Below are 16,553 nucleotides of genomic sequence, written 5' to 3'. Positions count from 1 at the left end.
AAGCTGAGTTACGAATTTCGTAATTGGTAAGCCAACGGAAAGTTAGTAATTGATATGGACAATCTCGACCGACGTATTCTTGATATTCTCCGTCGAGACGCACGAACACCCTATACTGAGATTGCAGCACAAGTTGGCACCTCAGAAGGGACTGTGCGTAATCGTGTCGATAGACTCACCGAGGAGGGTATTATTGAACGATTCACTATCTCGACGCGAACAGGAAATATCAAAGCAATGATAGAAGTATCAGTGAAAGTTAATGTTAACACAACTAGCATTTCTGAGACAATGGCGACCTGGGAGCAGGTTGATTTTGTCTGGCAAGTTTCTGGTGAGGAAGATGTTGTTCTTATTGTTGATGCAGCAGATACACGTGCAGTTAATCAACTCATTACACGTGCACGTGAGCTTGATGAAATAAAAAACACCAAAACCCGTCTTATCCTTGATGAACGCCTTGGTGGAGTATCATCATGAGATACCCCTTTTTACGATACTCCGTGGTTAAGCACTGGTGAGGCTTGCTTCTGGCTGTCACGCTGATATATTCTGATCTATGACCACGGACAGGGTTGTCATCACGCTCGTCCGAACACCCGGATTCTTATCTACCAGATGTGTCATAGTTGATAATAGAGTCAAAGTCAGAATCATACAATCTGCATATCCTGCGATATACCTCCGATTATTCCGTCCCAAGCCGAAGAACCCTTACTAGCCCCAATCAAGAAACCGAATATGAGCACAGACCACAACAGCGACTCAAATACTGACCAACCTGCACAACCGCACGATAACGCAAGCGAAGATGTGATTGCCGTTTCGAGCGATAATACCAAGCAAGGACTTGTCAATCGATTAGATGCACATACTGGCGATGGAGTCCGTCATCGAGCATTCACATGTCTTGTGTTTGATTCTAATGATCACCTTCTTCTCGCTCAGCGCGCACCCACAAAACGCCTCTGGGATACACACTGGGACGGCACTGTTGCATCACATCCAACTGAAGAGCAGACACAACGTGAAGCGACACGTCAGCGTCTTGATGATGAACTCGGCATTACACCTGATCAGTACGACACTCTCCGCGTTACTGATCAGTTTGAATATAAGCGTTACTACGAAAATGCCGGTATCGAATGGGAAGTTTGTGCTGTCCTACAGGTCACACTTAATGATATGACACTTGATCCTGATGAATCTGAGATTGCTGGTCTTCTGTGGGTTGAGTATGAACATCTCCATCAACATCCCGAGTGGTATCGACAACTCCGATTATGCCCGTGGTTTGAAATTGCGATGCGACGTGATTTTGAGTAACTACGATGCTATAATTAACTCTGGTGTACTGAAATGCTCCGACTGACGATGAGGTGACAGCGAGTTCGATTGAGAAAAAATCGTTAAAATGAATATTGACAATAGCATGAAACAGAACGTCCTTATCGAATCGATCCCTCATTATAATAATGCCCTCAACCCCCATGGATAATACTGATTCTACGGCTCTTTCTGAGCCATCGCTATATGAGTCCCTTGATGGACAAGTCGCAGTTGTCACTGGCGCTAATCGTGGTCTTGGTCGTCAGATTGCTGAGAATCTCGATGAACTCGGTGCGACTGTTTTTGCGGCAACGCGATCAATGACGCATGACATTCCAGATTCGTGGGAGCACCTTCTTGTCGATGTTACTCAATCTGGCGAAATCGCGGATGCTGCGGATGAGATATTCAGCATTGCTGGACGACTTGATATCGTCGTGAATAATGCCGGTATCGGCGGTGGTGATGGTGATATTGTCTCTGAGTCTATTGACGATATTAATAGAACTCTTTCAACGAATCTCCGCGGTCCGATGCTTGTGTGTAAACACACTGTCCCACTATTGCTGCAAAATGATGGTGGTCGTATTGTTAATGTTGGCTCTGCTCTTGGAATGCTCTCACGAGAGCAATCTGGCGGTAATCCAGCCTATCGTGTGTCAAAAAGTGGTCTCAACGGACTGACTGCATATCTTGATGGTGAATATGGGTCAGATGGTCTCATTGCGAATTCGGTATGTCCAGGATGGGTTCGAACAGATATGGGTGGTCCTGAGGCTGATAGAAGTATCAAGACCGGAGCTGAAACTCCGACCTGGCTCTGTCGCTTTCGCCCTGAGTCACCACGCGGTCATTTCTGGCGTGATCGTGCAGTAATTGAATGGTGATGCTTCACACTAGTCGTTTATATGCTGAGCAGGCGCAATACCACGATCTTCAGACCGTGGATACGCGCCGTCACGCCCTCCAAAATCCGACTGTCGTCGCTCGATTCAAACTTCAAAATACACACGTTTAAATCACAGACAATCACGCAATAAAACAGGAATTGGTTGGAAACAGAGCGATTCCCGCCAGTCCGACGATGGCGGCCTGTCCGCCCCAAGCAATCAGACAATCATCGGAACCAGTCTGGTGAACGGTCGGTTCCTCTAATGAACCGAGGCTGTGCCCGACTGTTTGAAAACACCACAGAAAGTAACTCCGAGTTTGCTAACGCCTGCCGGCGTCCCTGCGGCAAAAATAACGCTTGCGCTTGGACGCCGTATATGGTCGAGAATAGGAGTAGGAGCACCGGCGGCTTGGCACCGCCAGCAGTCCCACCCGCCCCCGCACCCGCCTCAGACCGCGAACAACCCTTCAGATTCGCACTGGCTGGTTGTTCGGTGGGAGTGGGAGTGTTGAACCTGAAACTCCCACCGCTCGGGATTCCTCCGCGTTCACGCGGAGGAGGATGTCAAGTATATTTGAGACTATCTTTAATCAGTGAGAGAACCCCGCCGCTTACCGCGGGCGTGAATCGTGTCACTGGAGTACCCTAACCACGTGTGACGGCTCTCTGAATCCCCCTCCGTGACATGAACCCTAAGATACGAGAAAACGTACTGAAAACAGATGCGAGTTGACATCCCCATCGAACGTGGAAGCGACCTCCATGAACGAGTGAAAGAGTACTCCCGTGAGAACGGTCTGCGAATGGACTTCGCATACGCCGAACTCGTCGAATAAGGACTCGACACTATTGAAGAATGAGTGAGGGGTGCAAGACGCTCGAAGCGTATCTTTGCCCCCCACCCACTCAACACAAGCGGCGAAACTTCTCCAACGAGAAGCAACTCGCAGACGACCACCCTATCCGCTACGTGAACACCGCAGGTGTCTTTGATGATGACGAAGATCGTCACCACGAAATCTGCTGGGAAGTCCCACTTTCCGGTCAGGTAACCAACTTCTAGACATCTCTCCAGTTGAACCCCGAACAGGAGGACTGGTGGCACGCCCCCAGAGACGAGGAAGATGATAGCGTATGTGCAGGTAAGATCCGTCTCCAACGCGACGGAAGTCGCTGGATGTTGCATATCATCGCGAACTACAGAGTGGAAGCAAATTGCTCATATTCGACTACAAATGACGATGTGACATCCGTGGGTTCGACGTGGGTGATAGTGATTAATTTGAATAGTTTCACTGACGGTGTCGAATGACGCGGATTCAGCGGTTCCCATCACCGACACGGACAATCACGGCGGTAGAGACTTGCACTAATGACTATGAGTCGAAACTATTGGTGGGCTGTGCCCTCCGAGACGAGACACCCGTTGACCCGTTGTTCGTGGATGGTGGTCGCGTCCGACACCTCCGACAGAAACAAGCCAGTGCTGAAGACCGATTGAGACCACGATATGCGTCGAACCTCTTGACCGATCTCGTGTGGGTCGATAACAAGACACTATCGAAGACGAAATCGAGAAAGCCTCACATCGCACCGTCGAATACGCCTCCCAGTTCGAGAACTCGGTTATCATCCTCGAATATCTCGACAGTATCACCGACGAGGACATTGGAAAGTACTCGAATCGGCGTCTCGGCAAGTGGCTGTTCTCCCGCTTGCAGTCACGAATTGAAGAGAAGGTAGCGGAACACGGGATTGCTGTGGAATACGTGTATGTGTACGTGCATCCGCACCATACTCCGAAGATGTGCCATGCGTGTTAACATTGGGTATCGACCGCATCGGGGTACGTTCAACTGTACGAACGATTCGTGTTGGGTGTCGGAGTACCAAGCGGATTTGAACGCAGCAGCGAACAGAGCCAACCGGCTCAATCCGTGGGGAGAGCCTGCCTTGGAAATCGGCAGGCGATGACTCGCCACAGAGCGGGGGTCAGTGGTAGGTCCACCAAGACACGTTACTGAGTGAGAAACTCCCGTCCGAGAGACGGGCGAGGATGTCACATGATGGCTCTATATGACTTTCCGTAAGATTTCAAAACGACCGTTGCTTATGCAATCTGGTGATGATTCACAGAGACACAGCGATTCGAGCCAGTTGGCTTTGAAATGATTCATATTAGTGCCGTTTTTGATGTGTAATTTTGTGAGCACTATTGAAGTGATCGAGGAGTCGGTTTTGAACCTGGGTTTGCTCTTCATGTGTGATCCAGTGCGTCGCTTGTTCAAACATAACAACCTCACTATTTGTGCAGTATTGCGCGCTTTTTTCTGCGAGTGAGCGGGTTAGAAATGTATCCTGTGCACCCCACAGCAGCATTGTTGGTGTGCTTATCTGTGTCTGTACCGGCTGTGGGTTTGATCGAACAACCGCTCGATACCAATTAATCATCGCCTCATATGCACCATCAATCCCCCACGCAGTTCGATACCGCTCAAAATCAGTCGAATCAAATGTTCCATCCCGGCTTGACCGTTGCATCATTGCCGTGACGCTCGCCCAGTTACCAACCTGTGCAAGTGCTTCCGGCACTCGAGGGAGTTGGAAAAATCCAACATACCAACTCCGAAGTACCTGTTTTGGATTTCGCCAAAGAGTTTGTCTGAATGCCGTCGGATGTGGGACATTAATTACTGAAAGCGTCCGAAGACGCGTTGGGTGATGAAGAGCCACCCACCATGCAACAAATGCACCCCAGTCATGTCCGACAATATGTGTTTTTTTTGCGCCTATTGCATCAAGTATCCCACAGATATCTGTCGCCAGCGCGTCGAGATGATATGCTGAAATTGCATCGGGACGCTCACTACGATGATATCCACGCTGATCAGGAACGACAACGCGATATCCCGCAGCCGCCAATGGAAGAATATACTCATGCCATTCATACCAAAACTCAGGAAATCCGTGTAAAAGTAAAACGACATCGCCATCCGATGGTCCAGCAAGAACGCAATGCAGAGTTACATCACCTACATCAACCAATTTTGATGTGACCCGAGCATTATGATTGTTTAACCCAATATCACTAGGACCGACTCCGACGTCGATCTGCGCGTCTATATGCATATGTGTGTAAGGGATTGTGAATCAATATATAGGTTGAGAAGGGCACATACCGGGGCTATGTGACCCGAAGAAATTGCGCGTGCGGCGGTATGAACGATCATACAGATACTATCTCAGCTGACCAGGTCTGTATATATTATATTCAATTATCTATCAGCTGAATTAGCATACTACAATATAAGATTAATCTTGAGAATTATATTTGACCCCAACGTTGTCCATATTTTGGCTACACCGCGGTTGCCCATGCTTGATACTCATTTGGACAATTGTACACGTCAATAAATATTCGATCGGCAAACGCTGCAAGACGATTTGCATCGGAGCGGGCAGTAATCCGCACATTCGTGGCTTCAGTGTCTTCAGGGGATTCCAATTGTTCAACGCGAAATTCAGGAAACTCACCTACGAGTGTATGAACCCGCTCAAGTTCAGACTCCGTCACATCGAGATTAAACATATTTTCAGCAAACTGAACCCACGGTGCAGGCACTCCTTCATCTTTATTATCTGGACGAGAGTCAGCTTCAAGAGTCATAAACGCGCTTGCTCGCTCACGATGTGCTGTAATCGCCTCAGCAAAGAGCGTCCTGCGTTCTTTAGGCGTCTTTGCATCAAATCGTGTCATATGACCGTATTGTGAAGTGCATCATTGTAAACACAGTCACTCTCCTCGAAATATGATGTGTCCTATAATTATCACTTCACCTATATAAGAGATAGTCCACTCAACAACAGTTTTGTGTGCATTCATTCACACACTAGCGATATATCTTCAATGTTATACGGGGAGAGACAGATATCCAGTATGGAGAAACATATCTTACTTCTCGGTCCGCCGGGTGCCGGAAAGGGAACACAATCGAAGCGGCTTGCCGAAGAGTTTGGTCTCGAACACGTCACTACTGGCGACGCATTGAGAGGAAACAAGCAGATGGATATCTCTGAGATGGATACCGAGTATGATACTCCAGGTGCATACATGGATGCGGGCGAACTTGTTCCTGATGCAGTTGTGAATAAAATTGTTGAAGAAGCCCTCTCAAGTGCTGACGGTTATGTTCTTGATGGATACCCTCGAAATATTGAGCAAGCTGAGGTCCTCTCATCAATTACCGAACTTGATGTTGCAATCTTACTCTCGGTCAGTGAAGAGGAACTTGTTGACCGCCTCACCGGACGGCGTGTGTGCCCAGAATGTGGGGCAAGCTATCATATTGAATTCGAACCACCTGCTGAGACAGGTGTCTGTGATGAGTGCGGGGCAACGCTTACCCAGCGTGATGACGATACAGAGGAGACGGTTCGTGATCGACTCCGCGTGTATGAAGAAAATACGGAACCAGTAGTTGAGCACTATCGAGACAGAGACAAACTAGTTACGGTTAATGGTGAAACCACACCTGGTGATGTTTTTGACTCGATTGTCGACGTGATTAATTCCTGATACTCTCCTCCGCGTGAACGCGAAAGAATCCTAAGTGTTGGTGATTTCAGGTTTGCAGTCCCACCGAAGCCTGACACGGTGAGACTCCGTGTTGGGTTCACAGGCTGTGACGGGTAGAACTGGGACTGCTGGGAGTGTTAAGCGCCTAGCACTGCTATTTTTTGTCATGTCTGGACTTCCAGAGTTGCTTGTCCCTCGAGGAGTTCTGCAGGCTTCGACAGACTCAGGGCTTCTTCTCTGATGCATGCAATAATCAATTCTACGCCAATTCTGTAAGAATCAGGCGGTCATTAGCTAGTTTCGATTACTCTCGCCCGATTTCTATTTTTGAATTGAACTGCCAATCAGTTGAAGCTATAGATTGGAAATCTCGGACAGGCATCGAAACGTGGACTGGGTCCGTGTTGTCGGATTCATCCTGGGTTACCGAGACCGTAGTGATTCAACAAACTTCTGGGTGAACTGACTCACTAATTCGATGTGAGAGATCTATTCTGACTGATGCATGTCTAATTAAGCACCCACTTCTTCTGTGGACTACTATGGTCTCGTTTGCACACCAGAACTCGCAGATTTCTGTGGAGGGCTAGAGCCGCAGGTATTCTCCTCGAATCTATATGATATAGTATGGAATCGAGGAAGTGCACTACCAATCTAACTGCGATCGGGGATTCTCACGCTTCGCTTGTTGAGGGTTGGATTCCCTGTTTCCGTGTCGGGGGTTATATCTGACGCTTGCTGAGGAAGGGGGAGGCAACTAGTGCCCTCATTCACAGCTAAGACTACAAGTTTCATTACTGCCGACTCATTACACTCGATAAATGCCACGAATCGAATCGAAAGTACGCGATCTTGTTGCTGGTGATGATGGGATGCGTGCAGCAGTTGAGATTGTTCTTGACCGAGCCGATGACGGTGATGTAAAATGGCTTGATGTCAAGGATGAACTTTCATCAGGACGATGGGGTCGACTTATTGAAACTGGTGTCCTTGTCGAAGGTGAAGAAGGATTTCAGCTTGCTGACCGAGCGGCAACAGAGTCAGGGCTTGAAACGGATGACTCCAGTGATACCAGTACTGATTCGAATGTTGCACTTGAGACCGAGGTTGATGATGATGAGTCTTCATGGTCGATATATGATAAGGGTGCTGGCGTTCTCACAATCGGGTTATTTGTTGGATACTCATGGAAGCCACTTCGTGATTTAATTGGTACTGTAATGGATGTACCACTTGGTCCATTAGAAGAGCTTCTGCCGTTTTATGCCGTCGTGATGATCCTTGCACTCGCTACAGGGCTTTACTCAACATTACTCCAGGCAAATCTGATGAACATGGAAAAGATGTCTGCATATCAATCACGTATGAAAGAGATTCAAGAGCGACGAAAAGAAGCCAAAGAAGAGGGAGATGACGATGCGCTTGATGCAATCCAAGACGAACAGATGGATGCAATGGGCGATCAACTTGGAATGTTTAAAGAACAGTTCCGCCCGATGGTCTGGATCATGTTTCTAACTATCCCTGTCTTCCTCTGGATGTACTGGTCAATTGGCGTTGGCGCGAACGCAGAAGCACAGGTTTCACTTAGTACTCTCGTCCTTCCACTAGTCGGTGAAGTTGCATGGACCGACTCTGTGCTTGGTCCGATTCAGGCGTGGATTGTCTGGTACTTCTTATGCTCAATGGGCTTCACTCAAATTATCCGTAAGAGTCTAAATATCGATATCTCCCCGTCAGCTAGTTAATCGACCCATTCGTGTTATTGGAGTTTTTTCGTTTGCATCGATGAAACCACGTCGTGAATGATTTGTTAATTCGATCACTCATGAGTTCTCGACGAGAGAGGATTTGACTCGACATCCTAATTGACATGCTCCTCCGTCTTCAGGCGGAGGGATCCTAAGATTGGGATAGTAGGGTTTGCAGTCTATCACTTGTGCCTGCAGTTGGGATCTGTTGGACAGGTCATAAAGATAGACTTCGGGCTGTGCCAACCAGCCGGTATTCCTATGATCGGTCAAACTAGGCGCTGACTCGGAATTACTTTCGTTGATTTCGAGACGGATGTTCTCTACCACATTCACGTCAGCGTTAAACGCATCATCGTGGTCTTCACATACAGACCACGCTCAACACGCTGACTATCGTCCTCTTTCCCGCATATGCAACAGTCTTGCTCGTGTCGCGCTCGGACACTTCTACGATTAAGAAAGCCACAAAGACTTGAACTCGGGTAGTTCATGCAGAATACTGTCAACGCTATGTGCAAAGACAACCTCTTTTACCCAGGTCAACCGAACAATAGTATGTTGTTGACCGTCTCTGGTCCGCCTGGTGCAGGCAAGAGTACAACGGCGGATACACTTGCGGCTACCTTCGGACTTGAACATGTGAGTGGTGGTGATATTTTTCGAGAGCTCGCCGCTGAGCGTGGACTAACCGCCGTTGAGCTGAATCAACAAGCTGAAGCGGATGATCAAATCGACCGTGATCTTGATCAGCGATTGCGAACAATTGCACTGGAGCGTGATGATATTCTCTTAGAGTCGCGACTTGCCGGATGGCTTGCCGGTGATGCCGCGGATATCCGAGTCTGGTTAGACGCACCACTTAATGTTCGCGCTGGTCGTATTGCTGACCGCGAAGACAAATCAATCTCGACAGCACGAGAGGAAACGCGTACCCGAGAAGAAAGTGAAGCACTTCGATACCAGAATTATTATAATATTGATATCCACGATCACTCAATCTATGATCTGAGGGTTAACACCGCGCGATGGCCAAAGACCGAAGTTCCTGATATTCTTGAAGCCGCGATTGCAGCGTATGAACCTGCTTCGGATGAAGGTCGATTCCCTATCGAGGATATTATATATGATTTCTAAATCGTGAATCATAGATGACAGAATCACCACGACTTCGTGAATCACCAGATAATCGCTCACTCGCCGACATTTGTAACTTTGGGGTAGTGAATCTAGATAAACCCGTTGGACCATCGGCTCATCAGGTCTCAGCGTGGGTTCGTGATCTCATTGGTGTTGAGCGCGCTGCGCATGCTGGAACCCTTGATCCGAAGGTAACTGGTTGTCTTCCGATTCTCCTTGGTGAGGCAACACGACTTGCTCCAGTATTTCTCGAGGGAATCAAAGAATATCTGGCAGTGTTGGAGTTTCATGGACCTCCCCCAAGTGACCTTTCGATGATTATTGAGACATTTGAGGGAACAATCTATCAGAAGCCGCCACGGAAGAGTGCTGTTTCACGCCGTCTTCGAAAACGAACAATTGAAACACTTGATATCCTCGAGGTTGATTCGGATGCTCAACAAGCGCTCCTCCATATTCGCTGTGAGAGCGGCACTTACATTCGAAAGCTGTGTCATGACCTCGGACTTGCGGCTGGGACAGGCGCGCACATGGGCGACCTTCGGCGCACAGGGACAACACCATTCTCTGACACAAATCTGATTTCAACTGCTGACCTCACAGATGCTGTTGTATTCACGCTTGAGGAGATAGCCAGAGCTAATCAAACGCAAATCAATGACGCTCCAGATGACTCAACCGCTGCGTATTCGCTACTTCACAAGATTAATACCGCAAACATAGATCCCAACTCAACCTCGCCGACGGACCACCTTCGTAATGTTATCAGTCCTGCAGAGCGTGCACTTCAGCATCTTCCGACAGTCATAATTGCCCCATCTGCAGCCGCGGAGGTGGCAATGGGAGCACCGGTGTACGCACCAGGCGTGATTGAATTTGATTCTGCAGCGGGAAACACTCATGACATTACTGATAGTGCCCTTGTTAGCTGTCATACTCCGGATGAGACTGCTGTCTGCCTTGGTCGCGTCAGCGGTCCACTTGATGCCGAGAGTGGCGAAGTCATCTCATTAGAGCGAGTGCTTGTCTAAACAACCTGCGAGGGCGAGTTCCCCGCCCCACCGTGGGCGGGGTGAACCGCGTCACTCCGGCGCGTATTCCGTCTCTTCGATATACCGTTTAATCACCTCCTCCGACATCGCTCCCGTCGCGTCGTTCCCACGTACTACCCAACCGTCTAGAATCCGCCACCCCAGAAATATGCCTCCCGAATCTCGGGATCCCGCTCCAGCAACTGTTTACTCGTGTACAACTTGAACTGCCGAGCAATATCCACTGGACTGTACTTCGGGCCTGTTCACACGAATAGGTGTGCGTGGTCGTCTTCGTCTGCAACCTCCAACAAAACCACGCTGACCGGAATGCGTCAGTGAACATTGCGCGGCGTGAGAAGGCAAAACTCGACGGTAACGACTCGAATTACCGGACTTACAAAACCCAAGCCGCAGGTGCGGTTGGTGCATCTATCCGGGTCAAGGCGCGTAAGCCGCCACCCTCACCCCGCTCGCTTGCCGAGCAGGGAGTGCTATCGCACGGCTGAGGGAACCAATAAAAGCCTCGGGCCGGGTCGCCGTGCCCGAGGCTATTTAGTTATATATCCTGATTCATTGATAGCTGTTCATTATCGCCTGGAACGAAGGAATTAAACTCAACAATTCACCTATGTATTAACGTGGGACCGTGGGGTAGTGGTATCCTCTGCCGATGGGGTCGGTAGGACCTGAGTTCGATTCTCAGCGGTCCCATGGCGTTCTTTTCGACGAATACAACGGCGGTTAATAAATGAACGATTATCAATGAGGTATTAATCGAGCTCAAAGCTGATGTATCTCATAGTAACTCAGAACTGAAATCTGCGGATTGAATCACACGGTGTGAGGTCGACACCGCTGAGCCAACTCTCAGATTAACCTATCATTACGATGTTCCCTCAATATTGAATTTACTTTATGAACATCTCAATCGCCGCGCAGTCTTGTAGATTATCGGTTTTGTCTCTGTTCGACCTTATTGAGTTCAATTAGCAGACGAAACACAGCTTTAACCAAATTTGCATCAACATCAAATTGTTCAGCATTTATCCCAGCTCGTTCCATGACACGAGCTTCCTGTCCCTCATCAGTCGTCGGGAGACCCTGCTCGGATTTTACTTGTGCAATTGAATCAGCCACATATGTCCGACGTGCAATCAACTCAACAAGCTCGCGATCAATTGACTTAATTTCCTTGCGAAGCGATTCAAGTGAATCTGATTCTGTGGTCACTATACCTCCGTCAACTTTCGATTCGGTGTTTACCGCTGTGTCAGCGTCAGTGTCAGTGTCAGTGTCTGCATTAGCATCTGTATCCGGTGTCATACTGTCATTCCTCGCCACATTCTCTTCGATATCATCATTATCATAGGTTTTACTGGAGCATATTAGATTCTATTGGGCTTTATGTTTCATCCGGACGTGTCGATGATTCCTCTCGTGTCGCCCGAGTTGTTGTTTTCCAGACTGTCCCGCCACGGCTCCGCCAGCGGCGCGTTACAACTGCTAAATCCACCTCATCAGACTCACCCTTACTCTCACTATTGCGGTCAGCAACGGCGACAACACTTGGTCCAGTACCAGACAAAGAAACACCGCTCGCATACGGCATCACTTCGACTGCTGGCGCTGGATCGAATCCAAGTGCGGCTGAAAACGCTAACCCATTGACTGTCATTGCTTCTGTATACTGATTAGTAAGTGCGAGATCTTCGACTAATTCAGCCATTGGAGCGATATTCGCGCATCGCTCAGCATCTGCATCGGCACTGTAAGCACGCTCAGGCGGCGTCCACACAACTACATCCCACTCAACAGTGTCGTGAGCAAGAAGCTTGTCCTCGTTATTGTTCGTAACCGTAACTCCGCCTAACATTGATGCAGACGCATCATCGAAAGCGCCTGTAACCGTCACACCGACATCACGTGCTGCACGGACGCCAAGCCGACAAGCCGAAATCGGCTCCGGGGTGATGTCGAATGCATCTGCTGTTGCCAGAATTGATGCGTTCGCAGCGGCACTTGAGCTTTTCAGCCCGGCTGCCATCGGAATATCACTCTCAGTCTGTATGTGAGCAATATACTGCATGTCTCCTGGTCCATATGTTTCAATCGCTAATTCGACGCATCGCTCAATTAACCGTGTATCACCATTCTCAACCCCTGCAATCGTTCCATTGACACGCGTGCTATCAAGTGTCTCTTCAGGAGTGATATCGACCGTTGCCGTCGTCTCGACGTCAAGTGCAAACGCTGCGCCGATTCCTGTCGCAAGGGCGTTTAACACCGTTCCTGCACCAAGCGCGACCGCACGACCGTGCATACTACAATCATTCTAAGCGAACACAAAGAAGTAGCGGTACACTTCTGATATTAATCTTGATTATATATGAAATATGATAGTTATTTTCCGATCATAGAATATAAGCAGAATACCCGCGTCATCATGACCGTCTTTTACCGACCAGATGAGCGGGGCGAAGCAGTAAAAATTGCTCCCATCGTCGGGAGTTGGGAGTCTCATCCCGAGCAACTGGGCACACCGACGACGAGTTGACCCGGTTTGAGCAGCCCTTGTGACCCGCTCGGCGTCTCATAGTGATTACTTCGAGCCTTTACCACCGTGGCGATCCGTATCAATGACTGGAGTCGCTGAAACTGCACCTTCCGACACCGTCGATGAAACTATTCGCCCTAATCACTATCAGTCCGTCAGGATTTGTCTCAGATCCTGTCCAACAGCGGCTAAAACGCCACGCTGGGACGCTGTGGATTTATGCGTGAGAGCCAGGTATTCAGGCGCGGGAGGATGTCAAGACTGGTAATATTCATTCTGTGGAAACGAAGAGCAATACGCTCATAATGTATATCAGATTGTGAATTCCAGATTTGTGAGTATGTTGTACATGTGAACCTGCCTTGGGGTCACATCAACATCAATATCAAAGCCCCAGGCTTCCTGTTTCTTCGGCAGAACTGACAAACCTACTCTCACTGAGAGAGCCGTTTCAGAGCGGTTCCGGTCTCCACAGGTCGTTCGAAAATCGAAGATTTTCGTGATCACGAGAGACTTCGTCTCCCGGATGACGTTGATTTGGAACGTCCCATCCCTCTCTGAATTGGACAGTGCATGGTATCTGACCGCCCGTGTGATGAGACTCTCAGCCAGACACGCTGACCATCATAATTACTATTTACCCACCAATCGTACTAAATATTATGAGTCATTGAGAGGTGTTGACTTCACCTCCAGGCAGTCGCCTTGACAATCTGTACAGGCGGTCAAGGCGACTGCCCCGGGGTGGGTTCACAGGCGATATAAGATGACCACCCCGAGATAAATTCATCACGGCTCTTTTGAGCAACCCATGTGTATATTAAACCAATGAGCGCACGAAATGATATTGCCCCAGAGACCGTCGGTGTCGAATTACTTGACCACGGAGTTGCTGTTGAGTATATTGATGGACGTCAGACACTCTATCGGGGTGTCCCAAAGACGGTCACCGACTCATTCACTACGCCCCCGGGTAAGCAGACACATATTCTTGTTACTGACCCAACTGAAACTGAGGGTGTATTACTGTATATTAATGATCTCAAAACACACGATGACGTGCTTGAATCGAGTGGTGTCGGTCGTGTCGTTCTTGAGCAGGGATCGTCTGAAACGGTCTTCCCTGGGGTTACAGTCTCGCGTCTTAATGGAATGCGAACAACGATTGAGGCTGACCCTGAAACGGCCCGTGGTCGTGTATTTGTCTTTGTTGAGGATGACTGGAGCGAACAATCATATGAATTCGTACAGCAGACAACCGATTCAGCAGAATCTCATAAAGAATAATAATTTGATAACGTGCATTAGACTACATGATAGCCGGTGCGATGCCCTGAGCACACCTTAGATAAATATCAAATATTAAATATCAAATATTGAAGAAGCCTCAGTTTTTGAACACAATATATATGTTAATCCTCAGTAAATAGCTTAAAAATTATATCAGTTAATTACTATTGTAGGTATGACGGTTCTTCATCACCCTCACAGTGTTCTTCATGTGTTTTCGCGTCTGCTTCATTATCAAATAACATTTCACACTTATCACATTGGTACCATTGATCACTATCACGCGTAACCATCGACACCATATCAGAGGGAAAACAACGATTACTCAAAACGCTTCTGCTAATTGCTGTCCCAATTAAATCGCCAATAAACAGCCACAGATTGGCTGTTATTTTGTTTCGATCAGTTTCATATTATCATCGTCCAAGATACAGATCTCGAATTTGCTGGGATTCTCGGATACTCATAGCATCGCCCTCAAATCGGTTCTCACCCATCTCAAGAACATACCCACGATCAGCAACTGACAACGCGGCATTTACATCTTGTTCAATCATCAGCACTGCTGTCCCACTTTCTCTGATTTGTGCGATATGATCAAATGTGCGTTCAATAAGTTGTGGTGACAGTCCTGCAGATGGCTCATCGATGAATAATAAGTCCGGATTCGGCATCAACGCCCGAGCCATTGCGAGCATCTGTCGTTCGCCCCCAGAGAGTGTCTCAGCGGTCTGCATGAGACGTTCTTTTAATCGTGGGAATAATTCCAATAACGCCGCTCGTCGCGATTCAGGGTTGGTAACATGTATTGCCCCGATATCAAGATTCTCTGCAACGGTGAGATTCGGAAACACATTTTCTGTTTGTGGAACAAATCCGATTCCGTGTTCAATCATCTGATTTGAGTTGACATCTGAGAGATCTGAGCCATCGATTTCGACTTCCCCGCCCCAAAGTGGCAACCGTTGATACAGAGCTTTGATAAGTGTTGATTTCCCGGCTCCATTTGGACCAAACACTAATACGATCTCATTCTGGCGAATATCGATATCAACACCATACAATACCTGTAACTCTCCATATCCTGTTTCAATATCCCGTGCTGAAAAAAGCGCATCATCAATTGTCGGAATAGTCTCAAGACTTGAATCACTCATCAATAACATCTCCTAGATATGCTTCGATAACGCGTTCATCATCTTGGACAAGTGACGGTGACCCACTCGCGAGTGTTTGCCCGTTATGCAAAACAACGACACGGTCACAATGATTCATTATAAGATCCATATCGTGTTCGATGAGTAAGATTGTCCGTCCACGATTGGTAAGTTCATGCAGTCGGTCAAGCAATTCATTTGTCAGCGCTGGATTGACTCCTGCCATCGGTTCATCAAGCAGAATCAGGTCTGGATCAAGCATCAGCACACGACCCAACTCGAGTAATTTTCGCTGACCACCAGATAATCCGCTGGCGTACTCGTCGGCAAGATGATCTAATGATAAAAACTCCAAGGTGTCTTCAACTCGCGATTGAACCGCTGTCTCCTCTTCTTTAATTTTCTGAGGGTGAATCAGGGTTGACACTGGTCTTTCACCATGCTGTAGAGGTGCAGCAAACGCAAGATTTTCTCGAACGCTCATTCCACGGAATATCTTCGGCGTCTGGAATGTTCGTCCCAGTCCATGTTGTGCAATCTGATTTGGAGACTTCTCTTGTATTTTCACACCATCTAATTGGATTGTGCCTGAGTCAGGCTGAACGATCCCTGTAATACAATTAAATAATGTTGACTTGCCAGCCCCGTTCGGTCCAATGAGCCCAGTGATTGAGTTTGATTTAACAGTAAATGAGACGTGGTCAACTGCTGTTAAGCCGCCAAATCGCTTCACAACATCCTCGATCAATAACAGCGGGGTATCTGATGCCGTCATTTTATTTAATTTTTGATTTTCCTTTTTACTTACTCACTGTTCGTTGTGTGTTGAT

At 48.0% G+C, this 16,553-nt stretch carries 18 protein-coding genes, 1 tRNA gene and 2 pseudogenes; 12 read left to right on the top strand and 9 right to left on the bottom strand.

The window, feature by feature from the left end; all coding sequences use genetic code 11:
• The first annotated feature begins 54 nt into the window (after positions 1-54).
• From HQRW_RS09455 to HQRW_RS16265, 5 genes are all read left to right on the top strand, one after another.
• The gene (locus HQRW_RS09455; protein ID WP_011571995.1) at positions 55-480 is read left to right on the top strand and encodes an Lrp/AsnC family transcriptional regulator; all 426 of its coding nucleotides are present in this window, start codon (positions 55-57) and stop codon (positions 478-480) included.
• 261 nt (positions 481-741) lie between these two features.
• On the top strand, positions 742-1,326 hold the full coding sequence (locus HQRW_RS09450) for an NUDIX hydrolase (RefSeq protein WP_014556414.1): 585 nt from the start codon (positions 742-744) through the stop codon (positions 1,324-1,326).
• 149 nt (positions 1,327-1,475) lie between these two features.
• Entirely contained in the window at positions 1,476-2,216 is a 741-nt protein-coding gene (locus HQRW_RS09445; RefSeq protein WP_014556413.1) for an SDR family NAD(P)-dependent oxidoreductase, read from the top strand.
• A gap of 861 nt (positions 2,217-3,077) precedes the next feature.
• Entirely contained in the window at positions 3,078-3,284 is a 207-nt protein-coding gene (locus HQRW_RS16270) for a hypothetical protein (RefSeq protein WP_197535310.1), read from the top strand.
• 496 nt (positions 3,285-3,780) lie between these two features.
• Complete coding sequence (locus HQRW_RS16265) at positions 3,781-4,044, top strand: IS200/IS605 family accessory protein TnpB-related protein (protein WP_338042667.1); 264 nt, start codon at positions 3,781-3,783, stop codon at positions 4,042-4,044.
• Between the two features lie 355 nt (positions 4,045-4,399).
• Here the strand turns inward: HQRW_RS16265 and HQRW_RS09440 are convergent, their stop codons facing one another.
• Positions 4,400-5,350, bottom strand: coding sequence for an alpha/beta fold hydrolase (locus HQRW_RS09440; RefSeq protein WP_014556411.1), 951 nt, complete (start codon positions 5,348-5,350; stop codon positions 4,400-4,402).
• Between the two features lie 229 nt (positions 5,351-5,579).
• Complete coding sequence (locus tag HQRW_RS09435) at positions 5,580-5,978, bottom strand: hypothetical protein (RefSeq protein ID WP_011571990.1); 399 nt, start codon at positions 5,976-5,978, stop codon at positions 5,580-5,582.
• A gap of 180 nt (positions 5,979-6,158) precedes the next feature.
• Between HQRW_RS09435 and HQRW_RS09430 the strand changes: the two genes are divergently transcribed.
• From HQRW_RS09430 to HQRW_RS09425, 3 genes are all read left to right on the top strand, one after another.
• Positions 6,159-6,797, top strand: coding sequence for an adenylate kinase (locus HQRW_RS09430; protein WP_020966579.1), 639 nt, complete (start codon positions 6,159-6,161; stop codon positions 6,795-6,797).
• A gap of 106 nt (positions 6,798-6,903) precedes the next feature.
• On the top strand, positions 6,904-7,038 hold the full coding sequence (locus tag HQRW_RS16720; protein ID WP_269448452.1) for a hypothetical protein: 135 nt from the start codon (positions 6,904-6,906) through the stop codon (positions 7,036-7,038).
• 580 nt (positions 7,039-7,618) lie between these two features.
• Positions 7,619-8,545 (top strand): DUF106 domain-containing protein, encoded by a 927-nt coding sequence (locus tag HQRW_RS09425; RefSeq protein ID WP_014556410.1) that lies wholly within the window; start codon positions 7,619-7,621, stop codon positions 8,543-8,545.
• A gap of 171 nt (positions 8,546-8,716) precedes the next feature.
• Here HQRW_RS09425 and HQRW_RS16510 read toward each other — a convergent pair.
• Positions 8,717-9,005: pseudogene (locus HQRW_RS16510) on the bottom strand (RNA-guided endonuclease InsQ/TnpB family protein); the annotation flags it as partial.
• 101 nt (positions 9,006-9,106) lie between these two features.
• On the opposite strand from HQRW_RS16510, the gene cmk reads away from it, so the two are divergent.
• Both cmk and HQRW_RS09415 read left to right on the top strand, forming a co-directional pair.
• A complete protein-coding gene (cmk, locus tag HQRW_RS09420; protein WP_014556409.1) occupies positions 9,107-9,685 on the top strand; it encodes a (d)CMP kinase in 579 nt (192 codons plus the stop codon).
• A gap of 14 nt (positions 9,686-9,699) precedes the next feature.
• Positions 9,700-10,719: an RNA-guided pseudouridylation complex pseudouridine synthase subunit Cbf5 gene (locus HQRW_RS09415; protein ID WP_014556408.1), complete on the top strand. Its 1,020-nt coding sequence runs from the start codon at positions 9,700-9,702 to the stop codon at positions 10,717-10,719.
• Positions 10,720-10,770: 51 nt separating this feature from the next.
• On the opposite strand, the pseudogene HQRW_RS15110 reads toward HQRW_RS09415, so the two are convergent.
• A pseudogene (locus HQRW_RS15110) lies at positions 10,771-11,039 on the bottom strand (transposase); the annotation flags it as partial.
• Positions 11,040-11,362: 323 nt separating this feature from the next.
• Here HQRW_RS15110 and HQRW_RS09410 point away from each other — a divergent pair.
• A tRNA-Pro gene (locus HQRW_RS09410) sits at positions 11,363-11,433 on the top strand.
• 237 nt (positions 11,434-11,670) lie between these two features.
• Here HQRW_RS09410 and HQRW_RS09405 read toward each other — a convergent pair.
• Entirely contained in the window at positions 11,671-12,045 is a 375-nt protein-coding gene (locus HQRW_RS09405; protein ID WP_014556407.1) for a chorismate mutase, read from the bottom strand.
• Positions 12,046-12,124: 79 nt separating this feature from the next.
• Complete coding sequence (locus HQRW_RS09400) at positions 12,125-13,042, bottom strand: shikimate kinase (protein ID WP_011571984.1); 918 nt, start codon at positions 13,040-13,042, stop codon at positions 12,125-12,127.
• A gap of 1,062 nt (positions 13,043-14,104) precedes the next feature.
• On the opposite strand from HQRW_RS09400, the gene HQRW_RS09395 reads away from it, so the two are divergent.
• Positions 14,105-14,563, top strand: a complete 459-nt coding sequence (locus HQRW_RS09395) for a DUF5796 family protein (protein WP_014556406.1) — start codon at positions 14,105-14,107, stop codon at positions 14,561-14,563.
• Positions 14,564-14,730: 167 nt separating this feature from the next.
• Here HQRW_RS09395 and HQRW_RS16140 read toward each other — a convergent pair whose 3' ends face one another.
• The 3 genes from HQRW_RS16140 to HQRW_RS09380 form a co-directional block, all read right to left on the bottom strand.
• On the bottom strand, positions 14,731-14,868 hold the full coding sequence (locus tag HQRW_RS16140) for a DUF7128 family protein (RefSeq protein ID WP_011571981.1): 138 nt from the start codon (positions 14,866-14,868) through the stop codon (positions 14,731-14,733).
• Between the two features lie 114 nt (positions 14,869-14,982).
• Positions 14,983-15,723 (bottom strand): ABC transporter ATP-binding protein, encoded by a 741-nt coding sequence (locus HQRW_RS09385; RefSeq protein WP_014556405.1) that lies wholly within the window; start codon positions 15,721-15,723, stop codon positions 14,983-14,985.
• Complete coding sequence (locus HQRW_RS09380; protein ID WP_014556404.1) at positions 15,716-16,498, bottom strand: ABC transporter ATP-binding protein; 783 nt, start codon at positions 16,496-16,498, stop codon at positions 15,716-15,718. The genes HQRW_RS09385 and HQRW_RS09380 overlap by 8 nt, the downstream gene beginning before the upstream one ends.
• Between the last annotated feature and the right edge of the window lie 55 nt (positions 16,499-16,553).

The organism is Haloquadratum walsbyi C23 (assembly GCF_000237865.1).
GTDB lineage: Archaea > Halobacteriota > Halobacteria > Halobacteriales > Haloferacaceae > Haloquadratum > Haloquadratum walsbyi.
This window is presented reverse-complemented; position numbering and strand designations above follow the sequence as displayed.